Consider the following 20166-nt stretch of genomic DNA (forward strand, 5'->3'; position numbering starts at 1 on the left):
CATCATGATTTCTTAATCAAAACGGGGGAGGATGTAATCATGCAGTTCACAGGGAAAAAAATCGTATCGCTTCTGGCGGCTTGTTCAATGGCCGTCGGGTTGCTGGCGGCTTGCGGCAGCGGTGGAGGAACCAAGGAATCGAACGCCGGCGGAGGACAGAGCACGGGGGATGAAGGCAAGAAATACAGCGTCTCGGCCATGAATATCTTGTATGGCGCGGCGCCTCCGACGACGAACAGCTCGGGAATCAAAGCGATCGAGGAGCGGTACGGCATCGAATTCAAATACATTCCGGTCGCCGCGGGCGATTATGCGAACAAGATCGGCGTGACGGTCGCTTCGGGGGATATGCCGGATCTGATGCTGCTGGAGGATCCGAACGCCAATTACTTCAGTTGGGCGGGGAACGGCATGTTCCTCCCGATTGAGGATTACATCAAGGATTACCCGAATCTGAGCAAGATACCGCAGGAAATCTGGGAAATGCTGACATATGAAGGGCATATTTACGGCGTTCCGCGGCTGCGCGGCATTCCGTTCCATACGATGGTGATCCGTCAGGATTGGCTCGACAAGCTGGGCTTGAAGATGCCAACGACCTATGACGAGCTGTATGACGTGATGAAGGCGTTCACGGAGAACGATCCGGACGGCAACGGGAAAAAAGATACGAACGGGTTCGCCATGGACGGCACGTTCAGCGGGTTCAACGGATTGTTCGGCTCGTACCGGGCGTTGCGGTTCGGCTGGTTCGAGGATGGCCAAGGCGGGATTACGCACGGCTATAAGGAGGGGCTGTTCAGCCCGGACTACACAATTAAGAAAGGTACTCAGGCCGACGAGGACTTCCTGACCGGCAAAGCGGGCATTATCGGCAACTGGGCGTATACGGCGTATAACAAGGCCCGGTTCGACAAGGCCTACAGCGTCAACAAAGATTTCCGCGTCGCCCCGATACCGCCATTGACGGCCCCGGACGGCTACAAGGGCTACGGCAAATATCACGGCTTCTACGGGTTCTTCGTGATGCCGGCCAGCCTGGGCAAGGACGAAGAGAAGGTGAAGAAGCTGCTCTCCATCCTGGACGATCAGATCGGCGATGAAGGCGCCGAGTTCATGAAATGGGGCATGGAGAACGAGCACTTCAAAATAGAAAACGGCGAAAAAGTGCTGACGGACAAAGGCTTGACCGAAGGAACGGGCAAATATTTGCTGACGAACCATGCGGCCGAAGGAGAATGGATCTACAACCCGGACGATACCGAGGAACTGAAGAAAATGAAGGACGAATCGTTCAAGGTGGCGATGGAAGGCGAGCCGTACAGCGATCAGTCGGTCGGCTTGTTCTCGCCGACCTACAGTGAAAAAGGGAAAGAACTTGACCAGTACTTGACGGACCAAGTGAATAAAATCATTCTTGGCGAACGCCCGGTCGACGATTACGACAAGATGATTCAAGAGTGGAAGGACCGGGGCGGCGAGCAGGTCATCAAGGAGTTCAACGAGGCGTACCAGAAGCGGAAGAACGGCTGACGGGTCAGCCGGAGCTGCTGTAATTCCGAAGCCGCCGTGCGCTGCGGCCGTTCGCAGCTGGCGTACGCCACCGCCATGCGCTGCCGCTGAGGGCAGTTGGCTTGCTCCAGCGCTGTTCGCTGGCTGGCGTGCGCTGCTGGTTGTGTGCTGCCGTGGTTCACAGCTGGCGTACGCTGCGGCTGTTCGAGCTGGCGCGCCCTGCGGCCGTTCGCCGCTGGTCTGCGGCTGCTGCCGTTCTCGGCACCAAGGCCGCAGGCCGTGTCCTGAGGCACGTGTCCGAGGTGTGTGTTCGAAGGCTAATCGCCATAGGTGCGGGCCGCAAGCAGGACTGCAGGCGCATGACGCGCGACTTCAAGTCATGACCGCACTGGTACGGCTGCAACCGCACAACGGGCGGCTGCAAACGCACGGCCGCAGTTGCGTGACAGCAAGCGCATGGTGGCATGAAAGGAGTGAACATCTGTGTTAATGCGCGCAAGAAGCGGGGATCGATGGTTCAATGCCATCAATATGACGCTGCTGATCATTTTGGCGGTCATTACGATTCTGCCTATCATTCACGTCTTCGCGATGTCGTTCGCCACCACGGAGGAATCGCTATCCGGCCGGTTCATTCTCTGGCCGTCGACCTGGACAACCGAGGCGTACCGCTACATTTTCGATACGGGCGTGTTTTTCATATCGCTGAAAAATACCGTGTGGCTCACGGTCGTCGGCACGTTCATCAACGTGATTCTGACGGCGCTGCTCGCTTATGCATGCTCCCGGCCGCAATTCAGCGCCCGGCGGGTCATCATGTTCCTGGTGCTGTTCACGATGCTATTTGGCGGCGGCATGATCCCGACCTATCTGGTCGTGAAGGGGACCGGGCTTATCAACTCGCTGTGGGCGCTCATTCTCCCCGGGGCCATCTCCGCCTTCAATATGCTCGTGATGCGCGATTTCTTCGAATCGCTGCCGGAGAGCGTCATTGAGTCGGCGCGCATCGACGGATGCGGGGACTTGCGCATATTGGCCCATATCGTATTCCCGTTGTCCCTGCCCATCCTGGCGACGTTCACCTTATTCTATGCGGTTGGTAACTGGAATCAATATTTCTCGGCGATTCTGTACTTGAACGATCCCGATAAATGGCCGCTGCAAATCTTGCTGAGGCAAGTCGTGCTGATCGGACAGGCGGATATTTTCTCCAACCTCGATCCGAACGTGCCCCTCCCGCCATCGGTCTCGATACAGATGGCCACGGTCGTGCTCGCCTCATTCCCGATCGTCGTGCTCTACCCGTTCCTGCAGCGCTATTTCGTGCAGGGCCTGACGCTCGGCGCGGTGAAGGGCTAGAGCCATGGCAGCAGGCGTTCCGGGCCTGCTGCTTTTTGGCGTGGGCGCAGGTGCGATGCCTCGTGGCGGGGCGGGGCTGCCGCCTGCCGCGTTGCGCATGCGGGGGGCGGGTGCATGATCCAGGTATGGTGTGGGTGAGAGTGAGTATGCGGGGGCGAGACCCCGGTGGGGCGTGTTTGGCGGGAGCAGGACATGGGCTGTGGGTGCGACACGGGACTGACCATGCGTCTGAATGACGCATCTAGAAAACCAATCCTGCAAGAATCAGGCTGTTGGAAAACCCCTGTTTTTTACGAAGTAATATCAATGTAATATCATTTTGCTGGGAAAAAGTGGTGTTTGGTGAGAGAGAATGGAGGGGGGATGGGGTCTTTGCTTTACCCCACCCTTCTGGCGAGATGTGTGGCTATCTTTTTTATGTTCTGTGCAGTGGCTGTCATCAGCACTTGCTCCTGCACCTTGTCTCTTCCCCGAAACCGGCAATAGCGAAGTCCATGGAGCACTTTGGCATCCGCGAATCTTCGCTCAATGGTTTGGGCGCGTAGGGCATAAACGGCTTTTCCGCTCTCACTCTGGAAGTTTTGAACTACTTTCTCTTTGTGTTCTTCCCAGATATGCCGTTGTATGGTGCGTTGTTTATTTTTGTTCTCGTTACACTTGCTCAATAATGGACAGGCAGCGCATTGTTTGGGATCGGATTTATAATCTCTGAATCCTTTTCGTGTTGTGGTGCGGTACGTGAGTTCTTGCTGGTTTGGACAGATAAAAACATTCTTTTCTGCATCATAATGAAATTTCTCTTTGGGAAATACACCGTGTTCACGGGTCGAACGCTCTGGAATAACTGCCGTGATGTTTAATTTGTTCGTACGGTAACAAACATAGGCCGTCATGTAACCAGAGTCGAGTGCAACGGCCTCCAGCGACTTTTCCCAGCCAAACTTCTCTATTTGATGTAGTAGACGATCCACATAAACAACCGAATCATTCACATTTCCAGGCGTAACGTAGCAGTCCGTAATCACGTTGTATTTATGATCTACGGTGCGGTGATCTAAATAATGAAACCCTTCCGGTTTTCCATCCCGATTCAGGTTTCCGCTATCCGGATCTGTTAAGCTAACTTTTTGTTCCTTGGTTTCGGCCTCCTCTTTGGGAGGCAGTGGCTTTTTTCCAAAAGCGACCCGATCCTCATTCACGGCTTGCTCCAGCTCTTGGAGATATTCATAAGGCGTACAAGTGACTTCTCGTTTCTCGTACCGTCCGTTATTGGCATTTGCCTTGATATGCGTGGAGTCGGTAAAGAGCAGCCGCCCTCCCACCATGTTGTGCTGAATCGCCTGCTGAACGATATTATCGAAGATATCTTGGAAGACGGTAGTATCCTTAAACCGATTTTTCCGGTTCCAGCTAAAGATCGAATGGTCAGGCGCTTTGCCGGAAAGCCCGAGCCGTAAGAACCACCGAAAAGCCAGGGAATCGTTGACGACTCGCTCCAGTTCTCGCTCTGAGCGAATGTTATACAAGTAGCCGATCAGCAGCATTTTAAAGAACACAATGGGATCCACAGATGGTCGGCCGTTCGACTCGCTGTAGTAAGGACGCACAAGGTCCAAAATAAAGGTAAAATCAATATGTTTATCGATATGACGAAGCAAGTGATCAGGGGCAACCATATGCTCAAGACAAACCAGTTCATAGTCCAGTTGTGGGTTGGGATCATTCGTGTAAAGCATACAAACACCACGCTTTCCATGGATTATGATAAGAACATTATACCAAATTAACGCGGTGAATGGGTAATTAACATAGACTTTCTCAACACTCTGAAGAATGCAGTATTTTCGCTCGTTCCCGGGAAAGTTCGTCAGGATTCCTGCAAATTTACAGGAATTTGCTTGCTTAGTCCGAATTTGAGCCGTAAAGGGCTGGAATTAATGTAATTTTGCAGGATTCACTTTGGCGAAAAGAGGCTACTGTGAAAATCCTGCAGTTTTGCAGCATTGATGGGGTGCTGGACGGAAAATGCATCTCAATAGTACGGAGTCATAACGATCTCACGGCAATGTGTCGGAGTCGGACTGGTCTTGCAGCAGACCGGAACGCAGTAATGAGGCAGTGATCAGACCGGTCCAGCAGCAGCGCGAGGTCGCGTCAGACTGGTATCGGAGCAATGAGCATGGTCATCAGGCCGGAACGCAGTAACGAGGGAGTGATCAGATCCGTCTCGCTCTAGTGAGAGGCCGCTTCTGACTGGAAAGCAGGACTGAAACGCAGGAATGAGATAGCTACTAGCCCGGTATCGGAGGAATGAGACCGATATGAGAGCGTTACGGCAGCAATGTGGCGGCGGCATCAGATCGGATCGGAGCAATAAGACGGTCACCAGATTAGAGCGCAATGAGACAGAAAGGTCTGCCTCCGGCTGCCGCCTGGAACTGCCTAACGAATTACTCCTGTTCGGACATCTGCTTGCGGTATTGTCCCGGCGTCGTCCCCGTTGTCTTTTTGAATGTGCGGATGAAGTTCTGCACCGACGTGTAGCGCAGCTTGGCGGCGATATCCTGAATGCGCATATCGGTATGAAGCAGCATGTCCTTGGCCTTTTCGATGCGGTACGTAATGACGTAGTCCACGAAGTTGCAGCCGGTATGCTTTTTGAACAAGCGGCTGACCTGGAACGTGTTCAGGCCGATGGCGTCGGCGCAGTGCTGCAGCGAGATGTCCTGATCATAATGGTCATGAATATAGGCGATGACGCGCTCAATCCGTTCGGTATGCTTCGGATGGGCCTGCTCGTCCAGCAGCGTTTTGAGCCGTCCGAACACCTCGGTCAGGAAGAAGGCTTCCACATCGCCGAGCGTCTGCTGGCCGGCCAGGGTGCTGAGCAGCGTGCGCTGCAGCTCCGGCACGAACTCCATGCCGTGATGGTGTGCCATGCAGCGGAGCACCGAGCCGAGCAGTTGGGAGAAGAAGCCGTGCACCGAATCGACGGAGAAGATGGCGCCTTCCTTCAGCCCCTCCATCAGGTGGATGAACTCGGCTCGGGCAGGCTCGAGCTTCGCGGCCTTCAGGCTGTCCAAGATTTTGTACGTCGATTCGGTGATGTCTTCCAACTGGAAGCTGAGCGCCGGGTCCAGCTCATGGATGAAGATGGCTTGATCTTCATTCAGCACGAACCGGTAGCGCGAAGCTTGCTCGGCCTGCCGGTAGGCATCGGGCAACCCGCCGAGTCCCTGCAGCGAGTAGGAGACGGAGAGCGTCACCGTGAGCTGCAAATAGGTCTCGATCGCATGCAGCAGATCGGCGCTCGCCTGCTTCAATTGATCCGGCTCGAGCGGCTCGGCATTGCAGATGAAGACGGCCAGCTGCCCGGGCTTCATCATGAGCGAATACGCTTGGCCATACTGTTCCGCCAGCTCCAGCGCCATGTTCTCGACGGCGAAATAGAGCAGGTACTGATCGTCATGCGGGTACTTCGCATGCAGCTTCCAGGGATCGAAGGTCAGCAGCATGATAGCAATGTAGGAGGCGCTGCTGCCGTACTGGATGTCAGTCCGCGCCTCATGCTCCTGGATGCTGCCAAGCAAATATTGATGCAGCGTGTGCTGCTCCATTTTGTCGCGATAGCGGCTGAGGCTGCTCTCGAGCTGCCGGTTCTCGTGAATCATCGTCTTGATTGCACGGTGCACCTGCTCGATTTCATTGTAGTTGTCCTGACCGCTCCACTGCTCGGACGAGCGGAGCGGCTGGATCGCCTGGGTCAGCTTCCGCACGGGACGATACAGGCTGGCGGCGGCGCGCAGCGAGAGCAGGGCGGCGACGGCCACGAAGGTTAAGGAAATGCCGAGGGTCAATCCTTGCACCCGGTCCGCGCTGCGGTTCAGCTCGTCTTCGGCGATGGCGGATATGTAGTACCAGTCCTGATTCCGCGAGGGCAGGACGCTCAGCACGGAATCGACCCCATTCAACCGGGTCCGAATCTGGGCGAGCGGCTCGGCGCTTTTGATCAGCTCCAGGTTGTCCGCGCTAATCGTGCCCCCGATATGGTTTCGATCGGTGTCGAGCATAATCTGGCCCTGGCCGTTCACGACGAACAGGGAGAGGGTGGAGTAGCTGTTCTTCGCCGACATCTGATTGCCGAGCGTATCGGCGTCAAGGTAAGCGATGATGGCGCCGGAGATGGATTTCCGCTCGGTCGAGTCTTCGGCGATGGGCCGGATCAGCGTCAAGACGTTCCGGTCAATGCGGTGATTGGCCGGAATGCTGGTGCGAGTGTCGATCCAGACGCCTTGCAGCGAGATATGTCTTGCCCGGTCCAGCGCGAGCGGATCGCGGAACTCTTCCTCGGTCAGCAGATGATTGTCCGAGGTCAGGATGCGTTCGGATTGGAAGGAATAGAAATCCAGCTCAACGACATGCTCCATGCCGCTGCGAATATTGACAAGCACGTTCTGCAGCTGGCGGATAACTTCGGGATGGCGCGGCGACAGCTCTTTCATGGCGAACTGGGCCAAAATGCCGGGATAGGCGCGCTTGTCGGAATAGGTATATTGAAGAAGCAGTTCATCTATTTTCTTGATCTGATCGTTCATTTTGCTCTGGGCGTGCTGAAGCAGCGTCGTGTTGTAGAGAGTAGCCTGTTCCCGGATGGTGGAGGTCAAGACATTCGAGATCGTCAGACCGAGCACGAGCACGGGGATGGTCGCCAACAGCAGCATGGAGATGAGCATCTTTTGTTTATGGCGGACCGGACGCAGCAGATGGGAGAACTTGTGAGTCTTGGCAGCAAGCAAGGGGCGTTGCCTCCTAACATTTTCAAAATGTCGGGGTAGATATGTTCTAGTATAGCACAATTGAAAGCGCTAACGTTCAGGTTCGCAAGCAGCGCGGCAAAGGAAAAGGAGGCTGTAATTTATGCTGACAGAAAAGTATCATCCGGACATGATCGCAGCGGCGCTCGCGTCCATTCAACCCTACGAACCGGTACCGGCCGCTCCGCGGCGGGACGCTTGGCTGGCGTTGGACGATGAGGTCCGGTCGTTCTGGATTCGCGAGGCAGAGGCCTGCCTTGGCATGGAGTGGCCGGCGCTGCCGGCCGCCTTGTATATGGATTATGTCCGGACGGGGAACCGCTCGCGGTATCAGGAGCCCTATTTCGCGCGCCGCAAGGCTTTGGCCCGTCTTGTGTTGGCCGAATGCATGGAATACGAGGGACGCTTCCTGGATGAGATCGTGAACGGCATCTGGGCGATGTCCGAGGAAAGCACCTGGTGCTGGCCGGCTCATCTGAACGGGATCGGCCGCGTGAAGAGCAACGCGCTTCCCGATATCGATCGGCCGGTCTTCGATCTCGGGGCCGGGGAGACGGGCGCTCTCCTGGCTTGGTCGTACTATGTGCTGCGGGAAGCGCTGGATGAGCATTGCCCGCCGCTGGGTAAGCGCCTTCGCCGGGAACTCCAGTCGCGCATCCTGGATCCCTATGAGCGGGAGGACGGCTACTGGTGGATGTCGTTCCAGCCGGATCTCCTGATCAACAACTGGAATCCATGGTGCAATGCCAACTGCCTGGCCGTGCTGCTGCTCATCGAGGAGAAGGCGGAGCGCCGCGCCGCTCTCGTCCACAAGGCGCTTCGCAGCCTCGACCGCTTCATCGCCTCCTATGAAGAGGATGGCGGATGTGATGAAGGACCCGCTTACTGGGTGCGGGCCGCCGCTTCCTTGTATGATGCCCTGGAACTGCTGCATGGCGCCACGGATGGCGCGATTGACGTCTTCGACGAGCCGAAAATCCGCAATATGGCGGCTTACATCCTCCATATGCATATCGGTGGAGATGCGTATGTCAACTTCGCCGATTCGGCAGCGAGACTCACCGTGCCCGCCGGCCTGATCGCCCGCTTCGGCCAGGCGGTCGGAGATGCCCGGCTGGAGGCTTTCGGGCGGCATGTCTACCGCCGGCAGGGAGGGCATCGCTATTGGGAGGGAGAGGAGATTCCGAGCCTGCAGCGGATGCTCTTCGACCTGTTCGCGCTGCCGGAAATGGAAGGGCGTGCTGCGGAACCGCCAGCGCTGCCGCTCGAACGATGGATGCCGGGCGTGGAAGTGATGGCGGCGCGGGAGCGGGGCGACGGCCGCGGCTGGTTCCTGGCTGCGAAGGGCGGCCATAATGACGAGAGCCACAACCATAACGATATCGGCAGCTTCATCGTCTATGCCGATCAATGTCCGTTGTGGATCGATGCCGGCGTCGGCACCTACACGGCGAAGACGTTCAGCCCGGAACGGTATTCGATCTGGACGATGCAATCCGGGTATCACAACGTTCCGACCGTGAACGGGACGGAGCAAGCGGCCGGCCGCGCTTTCCGTTCGGGTGAAGTCCGTCATGAAGCCGGAGAGGGACTGTCGCGCCTCACAGTCGACATCGCGCCGGCCTATCCTGCCGCGTCCGGCATTTGCCGGTGGACGCGGACCTTTACGCTGCTGCGGGAGCCGGCGGGGGGAAGCAGGCCAGGCGAGCCTGACTCCGCCTCCCGCATCATCGTGGAAGAGGCGGTGAAGCTGGAGGAGCCAAGCAGCGATGTGACGCTGAACTGGATGTGCGCCTATGAGCCGCGCTTCGTGTCCGGCCGCATCGTCTTGGTGGACGAAGCCGGGGCAGCGAAGGCATCTATGTCGTATGACGAGACGCTGTGGAATACCCGGGCGGAGCCGATCGCGCTGGAAGACGAGCGGCTATGTGCCGCATGGGGCGATACGATCTATCGGGTACGCCTGACGGCAAAGCGTCTGATTCATGAGGAGAACTGGCGGTTCGTGCTCAAGAAGCAGTAGGCCGGAGAAGCCGGGGTGCACGCAAGCCAACGAAATCCGTTGGAAGGAGCGCCCTTCAGCTAACAACAAAAAAGACGGCCGAACGGCCGTCTCAGACTGTCGACAAAGTCCTATCGACGGTCTTTTTTTCTTAGGAAGGGCGGGGCCGGGGAAGGCAGGAGAGGTTAGGTTAGGGCACAAGCTGGTCCCTGCGTGAAGCTAGATGGTCTGCGCATGAAGGAAGCTAGTCCCCATATGAAAATGCTGCACAGGAGCAGCATTTTTCACCTCAAGAGGCTAAATTCCGAGAAAATCCTGCAAAATTACATTATTTCTCCATTTTGAACGCTATTTATGCCTTTCCGTAGGGTAATTGCTGTATTATTGTAGCAATCTTATTTTCGCCACCTCGTGTCAATGAAATTGCTGCATTTTTGCAGTATTGGTGGAGCAGGTGACTAGCGTGGAGGGGAGATAATGGAGCTTTAGTGGAGCAGGTGACTAGCGTGGAGGGGAGATAATGGAGCTTTAGTGGAGCAGGTGACTAGCGTGGAGGGGAGATAATGGAGCTTTAGTGGAGCAGGTGACTAGCGTGGCGGGAGATAATGCAGCTTTAGTGGGTGGATGACTAGAGCGGCGGGATTAACGCAGCTTAGAAGCATGGTATTCGGTGGACGACCGACCTTACGCGGGTTAAAAAGAATGTCTGCGCAAGCAATGCTTGTTTTTGCCGCCATGAACCTCAAAAAAATGGCGACCTGGCTCTGGAAGACCGGTCGCACCTCGCCTAAGCTCTCTTTCGTATTTGTAAATATGGAAAGAAACGTAAAGAACTCCCGGGACTGCAGCATGCAATATTACGCGGGAGTTGGCCTACGATCTGAGACGGCCTCTCGGCCGTCTTTCTTTTTCAGCGAAAACGAAAAAACATCCGTCCCCGGCTCCCTATGCGGAAGGAGCGGTTCAAGATGTTCTGTAATGTCTGTAGGCTATTCATAAATATGCCGCTTCATATCAAAGGCATCATCAAGATGCTAATGGCGCGCCCGCAAGGAATCGAACCTTGATCTCAGGCTCCGGAGGCCTACGTCATATCCATTGGACCACGGGCGCACAATCAGAAGACGCAAATTTTATTATAGTGGATAGGCCACCGGAATGCAAGAGTAAAATATATGAAATGAATAAGACCCGATAAAGACAGGCAGCGAACGCCAGAAACCGGCTCAGGTTGTCAGGCGGAGCCCGATAATGCCGACCACGATCAGCGCCAGGAAGAAAAATTGCTTCCGGGTATATTTCTCCTTGAACCAGAACAAGCTGACGAGCGTAATGCCGACGGCGCCCACGCCCGCCCAGACCGCATACGCGACCCCGGAAGGAATGACGCTCATCGCGTGGGTCAGCAAATAAATGGAGGCGACGAGACCGAGCGTGATAATGACAAGCGGCGTCTTTTTCTTGAAGCCGTCGGCATATTTCATCGCGATGACCGAAATGATCTCCTCCAGTCCGGACAAGATTAAATAAAACCAGGCCATTAGGATTCTCTCCCTTCGCTGTTCCCGCTATCCTCGCGGTTCGGAGTCGACAGCTTCATGCCGATGATCCCGGTCAGCAGCACGAGCAGGAACGTAATCTGCAGCCCGTTGAACGCTTCCCCCAGATAGATGCTGGCCGCATACGTGCCGATCGTGCCGATGCCGACGAATACGGTATAGGCGATGGCGACGTTCAGCCTCCGGTAGGACTGGATAAGCAACAGGTAGCTGACCGTAATGAGTATGATAACGCCGATCCATTCCCATGTCGTTGATGCGTACTTCAGGCCGGAAGCCCACACAATCTCCATTAAGGCGGCGACAAGAACAAGCAGCCAAGCCATAATAAAACCTCCTGTTATCTTACATGATGCCAATGCAGCGGGCCATTCATGCCTGAGAATGGTTTACTGCATGGAACGCTTAATGAAGGCAGATGGCCTCTCCTGGTCAGTGAGGATAACTCGGAAGTGCCTTCATCATCAAATGACTGACTGTCATTCATTTTACATCAACATTGATTTTTCGTAAAGGCCATCCCCGAATCTAAGCTGTTCCTCTGCGGGATTCAGGCCTTCTCTTGTCCAAAAGAGGCTGAAAATGGGTAAGACTAAAGAGAGTCGAGGAATATAAACGCCCATCGGCTTGGCAATATAATGAATAAGTTGTTCTTTCCTTGCCCATTATAGAGGCTGGATACTTGCAAGTTGCTCGATTATTCGATAGAATAATGGTGGGACACAAATCGTTGCGATGGGACGTTTTTGGTCCAATGGTTGGTTACGGAGCAGGAGTGGAGAGAAATGCGTGATTGGTTACAATTACAGAAACGACTGCTGCCCGAACTCATCGAACTGTTGAAGAAGCGTTATACCATCCTGCATCAGATCATGTTGTCCGACTGTATTGGCAGGAGGACGCTCGCCACGTCATTGCAGATAACCGAGCGCGTGCTGCGCGCGGAGACGGACCTGCTGAAGGCGCAGGGTCTGATCGAGATCGACAGCATGGGCATGCGCATCAGCGAAGAAGGCAGGCAGCTTGTCCGCCAGTTGGAGCCCTTGATGGGCGAACTGCTCGGCATGCGCCATCTGGAGGAGAGCCTCCGTCAAGCCTTCGGACTGAGTCAGGTCATCGTCGTGCCCGGCGATTCGGATGTGTCGCCCGCCGTGAAGGATGAATTGGGCACGGCAGCTTGCAGCGCTCTCAGCAGCGTCATGGGCAAGGAAGATGTGGTCGCGGTGACCGGCGGCTCCACATTGGCTGCGGTGGCAGATCAATTGACGAGCGCCACACCATGGAAGGGCAACTGGTTCGTACCGGCCCGAGGGGGGCTGGGCGAGAGCCTGGAATATCAGGCGAATACGATTGCCTCGACGATGGCCAAGCGCGTAGGAGCTCAATACCGGCTGCTTCATGTACCCGATCAATTGAGCGAAGAAGCGTACCAATCGTTGAAGCAGGAGCCCAATATTCAGGAGATTCTGCGGGTGATCCGGCAAGCGCGTATCGTCGTGCATGGCATCGGAGACGCCCAAGTGATGGCTGCGCGCCGGAAGGTGGACGAAGCCACGCGGGAAGAATTGAAGCGCCAGGGAGCTGTCGCCGAAGCGCTGGGGTATTACTTCGACCGGGATGGCCGCGTCGTACATACAATGTTGTCTCTGGGCCTGCGCCTGGAGGACATTACGCGTACCGAAGTGGTAATCGCCATTGCAGGCGGGAAGAGCAAGGGCGAAGCCATTGCCGCCGTGCTGCGCCACGGGCATGAAGACATTCTGGTCATCGATGAAGCGGCAGCGGTTGAAGTATTGAAGCATAGTGGTCTCGATGTGCCTACGGGCCGTCTTGAGCAATAAAAATCAAATCTACTTAGGAAATGGGAGGAATCATCATGGTGAAAGTGGGTATTAACGGCTTTGGCCGAATTGGTCGTAACGTGTTCCGTGCAGCTCTGGGCAATCCTGAAGTCGAAGTGGTCGCAATCAACGATCTGACAGACGTCAAAACACTGGCTCATTTGTTGAAATATGACACGACTCACGGCAAACTGGACGCTACAGTAGAAGCGAAAGAAGGCGCGCTTGTCGTTAACGGCAAAGAAGTGAAAGTCTTCGCTGAGCGCAACCCTGAGAACCTGCCATGGGGCGCTAACGGCGTTGAAATCGTCGTTGAGTCGACAGGTATCTTCACAGCGAAAGAAAAAGCTGAAATGCACTTGAAAGGCGGCGCGAAGAAAGTTATCATCTCCGCACCGGCTACAAACGAAGATATCACGATCGTCATGGGCGTTAACGAAGATAAATACGATGCTGCTAACCACACCATCATTTCGAACGCTTCTTGCACAACGAACTGCTTGGCTCCATTCGCGAAAGTGTTGAACGACAAGTTCGGCATCGTGAAAGGCATGATGACGACCGTTCACTCTTACACCAATGACCAAAACGTGCTTGACCTGCCGCACAAAGATATGCGCCGTGCTCGCGCAGCTGCCGAGAACATCATTCCTTCCACTACAGGCGCTGCAAAAGCGGTCAGCTTGGTATTGCCTGAGCTGAAAGGCAAATTGAACGGTATGGCTATGCGCGTTCCTACGCCTAACGTATCCGTAACGGACCTGGTCGTTGAACTGTCCAAAAACGTAACGGTTGAAGAAGTGAATGCTGCCCTCAAAGAAGCGGCTAACGGCCCGCTGAAAGGCATCATGAACTATTCCGAAGAGCCGCTCGTATCTAGCGACTACAACGGCGACCCAGCTTCTTCCACAATCGACGCGCTGTCGACGATGGTTGTAGGCGACAATATGGTAAAAGTCGTATCCTGGTATGACAATGAGTGGGGCTACTCCAACCGCGTTGTCGACCTGGCATCTTTTATCGCAAAAAAGGCCTGTAATCGCATAGCATTGACAATCAAAGAGGAGTAACCGCAAGGGCTCCTCTTTGATCCATGCATACGTGCGCGTACGGCATATCGAGAACCTGACCGAACAGATACAAGAACGAATAGAGAAGCCGGATATGAACGTACAGATCCGGCGCCGCACGATAGATAGAGACGCTTCCTGCCAGGCCCGTCCGCGGGCCGGGACAGGGAGGAAGGGCTGGAGAGCGCCCATAAACGATTCCATAAAGGAATATGAACTGAACCGTACAAGATATTAATATAGATAGAGAACGATTAGATTAGAAAGAGACAGAACCGAAAGACATACAGAAGCGAAGCTGCCGCGGCAGCACCGCATACCGGACAGAGAACAGAACCGTATGGAGCCGGTGAACGCAGGCTTCTCGCAGAGAGGCCCGTTCATACGAGTGATAGGAGGAACGCGAGATGAACAAGAAAAGCGTGCGTGACATCGATGTAAAAGGCAAGCGCGTATTTGTGCGGGTTGACTTCAATGTGCCGCTGGAAGACGGCAAGATTACCGATGACACCCGGATTCGCGAGACATTGCCTACGATTCAGTATTTGGTGGAGCAAGGCGCCAAGATTATTTTGGCGAGCCACCTGGGACGTCCGAAAGGCGAGGTGGTCGAGTCGATGCGTCTGACGCCTGCGGCGAATCGTCTGAGCGAGCTGCTCGGCAAACCGGTCAAGAAGCTGGACGAATCGATCGGCGAGCAGGTGCAAGCGGAGATCAACCGCATGAACGACGGCGACATTGTCGTACTGGAGAACGTTCGCTTCCACAAAGGCGAAGAGAAGAACGAGCCGGAACTGGCAAAGGCGTTCGCAGCGCTTGCGGACGTGTATGTGAACGACGCATTCGGTGCCGCGCACCGGGCGCATGCTTCGACCGAGGGCATCGCGCATCATCTGCCAGCCGTATCCGGCCTGCTGATGGAGAAGGAACTGTCGGTATTGGGCAAAGCGTTGTCCAATCCGGAACGTCCGTTCACTTCGATTATCGGCGGCTCCAAAGTCAAAGACAAAATCGACGTCATCAACAAAATGCTGGAAATCTCGGACAACGTCATTATCGGCGGCGGTCTGGCTTACACATTCTTCAAGGCGCAAGGCTATGAGATCGGCCAATCGCTGTGCGACAACGAGAAGCTCGATGTCGCGCTCGGCTTCATCGAGAAGGCGAAGCAGCTCGGGAAGAATTTCTACCTGCCTGTCGATATCGTCGTGTCGGATGACTTCAGCGCCGATGCCAACACGAAGGTGGTCTCGGTCGACGAGATCCCGGCGGATTGGGAAGGCATTGACATCGGGCCGAAGACGTGCGAGATCTATGCGGATGTCATCAAAAACTCCAAGCTGATCGTATGGAACGGACCAATGGGCGTGTTCGAGATCGAACCGTTCTCTCACGGAACGCGCGCGGTCGCTCAAGCTTGCGCAGAGACCGAAGGTTATACGGTCATCGGCGGCGGCGATTCGGCGGCGGCGGTAGAGAAATTCCATCTGAAAGACAAGATGGATCATATCTCGACCGGCGGCGGCGCGTCCCTCGAATTCATGGAAGGCAAGCAATTGCCTGGCGTAGTGGCATTGAACGATAAGTAAGGAAGTGAAGCGGCAGCGGCGTTCCCGCCGCTTCTGCTGTGCAGAAGGAGTTGAGCTTGCGTGAGACAACCGATTATTGCAGGGAACTGGAAAATGTTCAAAACGGTGCCGGAAGCCGTCGCTTTCATTCAAGAAGTGAAAGGGAAGGCGGAAGTGGAAGGCGTGGAAAGCGTCATCTGCGCACCGTTCACGAACTTGCCGGCTTTGGTGGAAGCGGCGAAAGGCACGTCCATCAAAATTGGCGCGCAGAACCTTCATTTTGAAGATTCGGGCGCATTCACCGGGGAAATCAGCGGCGCCATGCTGAAAGACCTCGGCGTACAATATGTCATTATCGGTCACTCCGAGCGCCGCGCGTACTTCGCGGAGACGGACGAGATCGTGAACAAAAAGATGCATGCCGCATTCCGGCATGGGCTGACGCCTATCGTCTGCGTCGGCGAGTCGCTGGAAGAGCGCGAAGCCGGCAAGACGAATGACGTGTGCAAAGTGCAGACGGAAGCGGCGTTCCAAGGCTTGTCCGCCGAGCAGGCGAAGAGCGTCGTCATCGCTTATGAGCCAATCTGGGCGATCGGCACGGGCAAATCTTCGACGGCTCAGGATGCGAATGACTCGATCAGCTACATCCGCAGCGTCGTGGCCGGCTTGTACAATGAGGAAGTGGCGCAAGCGGTCCGCATCCAGTACGGCGGAAGCGTGAAGCCAGAGAATGTTCGCGAATATATGGCAGCGAGCGATATTGACGGCGCATTGGTAGGCGGCGCCAGCTTGCAGCCGGGTTCGTACATTCAACTGGTGGAAGGGGCGAAGTAAGATGTCTGCACCTAGACCTGTAGCTCTGATTATTATGGACGGCTTCGGATTGCGCGACGTGACGGAAGGCAATGCTGTCGCGCAGGCGAAGAAGCCGAATTACGATCGATATATGAGCATGTACCCGCATACGACGCTCACCGCTTGCGGTGAAGCGGTCGGTCTGCCGGAAGGCCAGATGGGCAACTCCGAGGTCGGCCATCTGAACATCGGCGCGGGGCGCATCGTGTATCAGGATCTGACCCGGATTACGAAATCGATTCGCGAAGGGGAATTCTTCGAGAACGAAACGCTGCTCGGGGCCGTCAATCATGCGAAAGAAAACGGCACGGCGCTTCATCTGTACGGCCTGCTGTCGGACGGTGGCGTGCACAGCCATATCGACCATACGCTCGCGATGCTGGAATTGGCCGCGAAGTCCGGATTGACGAAGGTCTATGTTCATGCCTTCCTCGATGGCCGCGACGTGGCGCCGGACAGCGCAATCGGTTATATCGAGCGCCTGCAGGCGAAAATCGACGAGCTTGGCGTCGGCCGCATCGCAACGGTGCAAGGCCGTTACTATGCGATGGACCGCGATAAGCGCTGGGAGCGGACAGAGAAGTCGTACCGCGCGATGGTATACGGCGACGGGCCGAAATACCGCGATCCGGTGCAAGCCGTGAAGGAATCGTACGAGCAGTCGGTATTCGACGAATTCGTCATGCCGACGGTGATCGTCGACGAGAATAACGAGCCGGTCGGCCTCGTGCGCGACAACGACGCGGTCGTGTTCTCGAACTTCCGTCCGGACCGGGCGATTCAATTGTCCCAGGTGTTCACGAACGAAGATTTCCGCGGCTTCGACCGGGGAGAGCGTCACCCGAAAAACCTGTACTTCGTCTGCTTGACGCTGTTCGCGGAGACCGTCGGGGGATTCGTGGCGTACAAGCCGAAGGAGCTTGACAATACGCTTGGCGAAGTGCTTGTTCAGCATGGCAAGAAGCAGCTTCGCATCGCCGAGACGGAGAAGTATCCGCACGTGACGTTCTTCTTCAGCGGCGGCCGCGACGTCGAGCTTCCAGGCGAGAAGCGCGTTCTGATCGCTTCGCCTAAGGTCGCGACCTACGACCTGAAGCCGGAAATGAGCGCGTATGAGGTAGCGGAAGCGGCTGTGCGCGAGATTGAATCGGATGTGCACGACACGATTATTCTGAACTTCGCCAACCCGGATATGGTCGGGCACAGCGGCAAGCTGGAGCCGACAATCAAGGCGGTCGAGGCGACGGATGAATGCATGGGCCGCGTCGTCGAAGCGGTATTGGCCAAGGGCGGCGTCTGCCTCATTACGGCGGATCACGGCAATGCCGATATGGTGTTCGACGAGGAAGGCCGTCCGTTCACGGCGCATACGACCAATCCGGTGCCGTTCATCGTTACGGACAAGAACGTCGATCTGCGCGAAGGCGGCATTCTGGCCGATATCGCGCCGACGATTCTCGATCTGATGCAGCTTCCGAAGCCGGAAGAAATGACCGGGACTTCGTTAATTGACAAGAAATAATCAATACCGCTATTGTGAAAGCTAAGAAGATGAATGAATGACAAAGGAGATGTATCCCATGACGATGATTATGGACGTATACGCACGCGAAGTGCTTGATTCCCGCGGCAACCCTACAGTAGAAGTCGAAGTAAAGCTTGAGTCCGGCGGCTTCGGCCATGCGATCGTGCCATCCGGCGCATCGACAGGCGCGCATGAAGCGGTTGAGCTTCGCGACGGCGACAAAGGCCGTTACCTCGGCAAAGGCGTAGAAAACGCCGTGAAAAACGTGAACGAAATTATCGCTCCTGAAATTATCGGCATGGACGCGCTCGATCAAGTCCTGATCGACCGCACCATGATCGAATTGGACGGCACGCCGAACAAAGGCAAGCTGGGCGCGAACGCCATCCTGGCGGTATCGATGGCGGTAGCCCGCGCAGCGGCGCATGCGCTTGACATGCCTCTCTACACGTACCTGGGCGGATTCAATGCGAAGCAGCTGCCTGTGCCGATGATGAACATCGTGAACGGCGGCGCGCATGCGGACAACAACGTCGACGTGCAAGAGTTCATGGTTCTGCCTGTAGGCGCTCCGAACTTCAAAGAAGCGCTTCGCATGGGTGCGGAAATTTTCCATAACCTGAAATCGGTCTTGAAATCCAAAGGTCTGAACACGGCGGTAGGCGACGAAGGCGGCTTCGCTCCGAACCTGAGCTCCAACGAAGAAGCGATCACGACGATCATCGAAGCGATCGAAAAAGCAGGCTACAAGCCAGGCCAAGACGTATTCCTCGGCATGGACGTCGCTTCCACCGAGTTTTACAAAGACGGCAAATATACGCTGGAAGGCGAAGGAAAATCCTTCACTTCCGCCGAGTTCGTAGACTTGCTCGCATCTTGGGTAGAGAAATATCCAATCATCACGATCGAAGACGGCTGCGCCGAAGACGATTGGGATGGCTGGAAATTGCTCACTGACAAGCTGGGCGGCAAAGTGCAGCTCGTGGGCGACGACTTGTTCGTCACGAACACCGAGCGTCTGGCTACCGGTATCGAAAAAGGCATCGGCAACTCCATCTTGATCAAAGTGAACCAAATCGGTACGCTGACCGAAACGTTCGACGCGATCGAAATGGCGAAGCGCGCAGGCTACACGGCGGTTATCTCCCACCGTTCCGGCGAGTCCGAAGACAGCACGATTGCTGACATCGCCGTGGCAACGAATGCGGGTCAAATCAAAACGGGCGCACCTTCCCGTACGGATCGCGTAGCGAAGTACAACCAATTGCTCCGCATCGAGGACAACCTGGGCACAACTGCACGCTACGATGGACTGAAGTCGTTCTACAACCTGAAGAAATAAGACAAGCCGATCAAGCAAGCGGTACGTCTAAGCAAAGCCGGACTCCTGAGGGGGTCCGGTTTTTTGTTGTGCATGAAGAGCAGGATGTCCGATCGAAATGTTAGGCGGTGTTCTAAAGTTGTCCTAAATCCAAAGTTCAGGCATATGCTGGATCTGAGGCTAGTTTTTCCATTTGCCTCTTGCGATGAGGGTTGCGGTGTGGATATGATGTATATCAGCTACTATTCAATAAACAATACTGAGTGTTGATTATAACATATAGTATTGCAGAGCATTGCGATATGAAGGCAGGTGACGATATTGAAGGAAATCATTCAGTTCAAAAAAGGCGTGCTCGGCTTGTGCGTGATGGTGCTGATCAATCAACGCGATCGGTACGGCTTCGAGCTGGCGCAGCAAATATCGAAGCATGTGGAGGTGGCGGAAGGGGCGCTCTACCCCGTACTTCGCCGCATGGTCGCGGATGGGCACTGCACGACTTATTTACAGGAGTCCACGGAAGGACCGCCGCGCAAATATTATAAGCTGACCCCTGCCGGCAAGGCATACATGATGGAGCTGGTCAGCGAATGGGAGAAGTTCGTAGACGGCGTTCAGAGGCTGCTGGAGACGACGGCCGATGAAGACCAGAAGGCGGATTATGAAGACCATGGTGAGGCCGTTCGCGCGGAGGCGGAAGGGCACGACTGATTTATTCGGTCTAAGTAAGAGAGAACATT

14 protein-coding genes and 1 tRNA gene are annotated in these 20166 nt (G+C 55.4%); 10 read left to right on the forward strand and 5 right to left on the reverse strand.

Annotated elements, in window-relative coordinates; all coding sequences use genetic code 11:
• Nucleotides 1-39 precede the first annotated feature (39 nt).
• Together OCY70_RS28890 and OCY70_RS28895 are read left to right on the forward strand one after the other, a co-directional pair.
• Nucleotides 40-1533, forward strand: a complete 1494-nt coding sequence (locus OCY70_RS28890) for an extracellular solute-binding protein (protein WP_213430700.1) — start codon at nt 40-42, stop codon at nt 1531-1533.
• 468 nt (nt 1534-2001) lie between these two features.
• Entirely contained in the window at nt 2002-2871 is an 870-nt protein-coding gene (locus OCY70_RS28895; protein WP_213430707.1) for a carbohydrate ABC transporter permease, read from the forward strand.
• Between the two features lie 377 nt (nt 2872-3248).
• Here OCY70_RS28895 and OCY70_RS28900 read toward each other — a convergent pair whose 3' ends face one another.
• Together OCY70_RS28900 and OCY70_RS28905 are read right to left on the reverse strand one after the other, a co-directional pair.
• Complete coding sequence (locus tag OCY70_RS28900; protein ID WP_261945027.1) at nt 3249-4607, reverse strand: IS1182 family transposase; 1359 nt, start codon at nt 4605-4607, stop codon at nt 3249-3251.
• 714 nt (nt 4608-5321) lie between these two features.
• Nucleotides 5322-7667: an AraC family transcriptional regulator gene (locus tag OCY70_RS28905; protein WP_213428484.1), complete on the reverse strand. Its 2346-nt coding sequence runs from the start codon at nt 7665-7667 to the stop codon at nt 5322-5324.
• Between the two features lie 121 nt (nt 7668-7788).
• Between OCY70_RS28905 and OCY70_RS28910 the strand changes: the two genes are divergently transcribed.
• Nucleotides 7789-9708: a heparinase II/III domain-containing protein gene (locus OCY70_RS28910; protein WP_213428483.1), complete on the forward strand. Its 1920-nt coding sequence runs from the start codon at nt 7789-7791 to the stop codon at nt 9706-9708.
• Nucleotides 9709-10725: 1017 nt separating this feature from the next.
• Here the strand turns inward: OCY70_RS28910 and OCY70_RS28920 are convergent.
• From OCY70_RS28920 to OCY70_RS28930, 3 genes are all read right to left on the reverse strand, one after another.
• A tRNA-Arg gene (locus tag OCY70_RS28920) sits at nt 10726-10800 on the reverse strand.
• A gap of 113 nt (nt 10801-10913) precedes the next feature.
• Nucleotides 10914-11228: a DMT family transporter gene (locus tag OCY70_RS28925; RefSeq protein WP_168182524.1), complete on the reverse strand. Its 315-nt coding sequence runs from the start codon at nt 11226-11228 to the stop codon at nt 10914-10916.
• Nucleotides 11228-11572: a DMT family transporter gene (locus OCY70_RS28930; RefSeq protein ID WP_213428482.1), complete on the reverse strand. Its 345-nt coding sequence runs from the start codon at nt 11570-11572 to the stop codon at nt 11228-11230. The genes OCY70_RS28925 and OCY70_RS28930 overlap by 1 nt, the downstream gene beginning before the upstream one ends.
• Before the next feature lie 459 nt (nt 11573-12031).
• Between OCY70_RS28930 and OCY70_RS28935 the strand changes: the two genes are divergently transcribed.
• From OCY70_RS28935 to OCY70_RS28965, 7 genes are all read left to right on the forward strand, one after another.
• Nucleotides 12032-13087: a sugar-binding transcriptional regulator gene (locus OCY70_RS28935; RefSeq protein WP_213428481.1), complete on the forward strand. Its 1056-nt coding sequence runs from the start codon at nt 12032-12034 to the stop codon at nt 13085-13087.
• 32 nt (nt 13088-13119) lie between these two features.
• Nucleotides 13120-14157, forward strand: coding sequence for a type I glyceraldehyde-3-phosphate dehydrogenase (gap, locus tag OCY70_RS28940; RefSeq protein WP_261945062.1), 1038 nt, complete (start codon nt 13120-13122; stop codon nt 14155-14157).
• 407 nt (nt 14158-14564) lie between these two features.
• Nucleotides 14565-15746, forward strand: a complete 1182-nt coding sequence (locus tag OCY70_RS28945; RefSeq protein ID WP_213428480.1) for a phosphoglycerate kinase — start codon at nt 14565-14567, stop codon at nt 15744-15746.
• Between the two features lie 60 nt (nt 15747-15806).
• Complete coding sequence (gene tpiA, locus OCY70_RS28950) at nt 15807-16559, forward strand: triose-phosphate isomerase (RefSeq protein ID WP_197259077.1); 753 nt, start codon at nt 15807-15809, stop codon at nt 16557-16559.
• A 1-nt stretch (nt 16560) separates the two neighbouring features.
• The gene (gene gpmI / locus OCY70_RS28955; RefSeq protein ID WP_213428479.1) at nt 16561-18102 is read left to right on the forward strand and encodes a 2,3-bisphosphoglycerate-independent phosphoglycerate mutase; all 1542 of its coding nucleotides are present in this window, start codon (nt 16561-16563) and stop codon (nt 18100-18102) included.
• Between the two features lie 58 nt (nt 18103-18160).
• Complete coding sequence (eno, locus tag OCY70_RS28960) at nt 18161-19447, forward strand: phosphopyruvate hydratase (protein WP_213428478.1); 1287 nt, start codon at nt 18161-18163, stop codon at nt 19445-19447.
• A gap of 348 nt (nt 19448-19795) precedes the next feature.
• A complete protein-coding gene (locus OCY70_RS28965; protein WP_373871458.1) occupies nt 19796-20137 on the forward strand; it encodes a PadR family transcriptional regulator in 342 nt (113 codons plus the stop codon).
• The last annotated feature ends 29 nt before the right edge of the window (nt 20138-20166 follow it).

The sequence above is a fragment of the Paenibacillus melissococcoides genome (assembly GCA_944800085.1).
Lineage (GTDB): Bacteria > Bacillota > Bacilli > Paenibacillales > Paenibacillaceae > Paenibacillus_B > Paenibacillus_B melissococcoides.

Bases quoted from the DNA above. Each gene is read 5' to 3' on its own strand.
- OCY70_RS28890 (WP_213430700.1), top strand. From the start codon at position 40: ATGCAGTTCACAGGGAAAAAAATCGTATCGCTTCTGGCGGCTTGTTCA.
- OCY70_RS28895 (WP_213430707.1), top strand. From the start codon at position 2,002: ATGCGCGCAAGAAGCGGGGATCGATGGTTCAATGCCATCAATATGACG.
- OCY70_RS28900 (WP_261945027.1), bottom strand. From the start codon at position 4,607: ATGCTTTACACGAATGATCCCAACCCACAACTGGACTATGAACTGGTT.
- OCY70_RS28910 (WP_213428483.1), top strand. From the start codon at position 7,789: ATGCTGACAGAAAAGTATCATCCGGACATGATCGCAGCGGCGCTCGCG.
- OCY70_RS28925 (WP_168182524.1), bottom strand. From the start codon at position 11,228: ATGGCCTGGTTTTATTTAATCTTGTCCGGACTGGAGGAGATCATTTCG.
- OCY70_RS28930 (WP_213428482.1), bottom strand. From the start codon at position 11,572: ATGGCTTGGCTGCTTGTTCTTGTCGCCGCCTTAATGGAGATTGTGTGG.
- OCY70_RS28935 (WP_213428481.1), top strand. From the start codon at position 12,032: ATGCGTGATTGGTTACAATTACAGAAACGACTGCTGCCCGAACTCATC.
- OCY70_RS28945 (WP_213428480.1), top strand. From the start codon at position 14,565: ATGAACAAGAAAAGCGTGCGTGACATCGATGTAAAAGGCAAGCGCGTA.
- gpmI (WP_213428479.1), top strand. From the start codon at position 16,561: ATGTCTGCACCTAGACCTGTAGCTCTGATTATTATGGACGGCTTCGGA.
- eno (WP_213428478.1), top strand. From the start codon at position 18,161: ATGACGATGATTATGGACGTATACGCACGCGAAGTGCTTGATTCCCGC.
- OCY70_RS28965 (WP_373871458.1), top strand. From the start codon at position 19,796: ATGGTGCTGATCAATCAACGCGATCGGTACGGCTTCGAGCTGGCGCAG.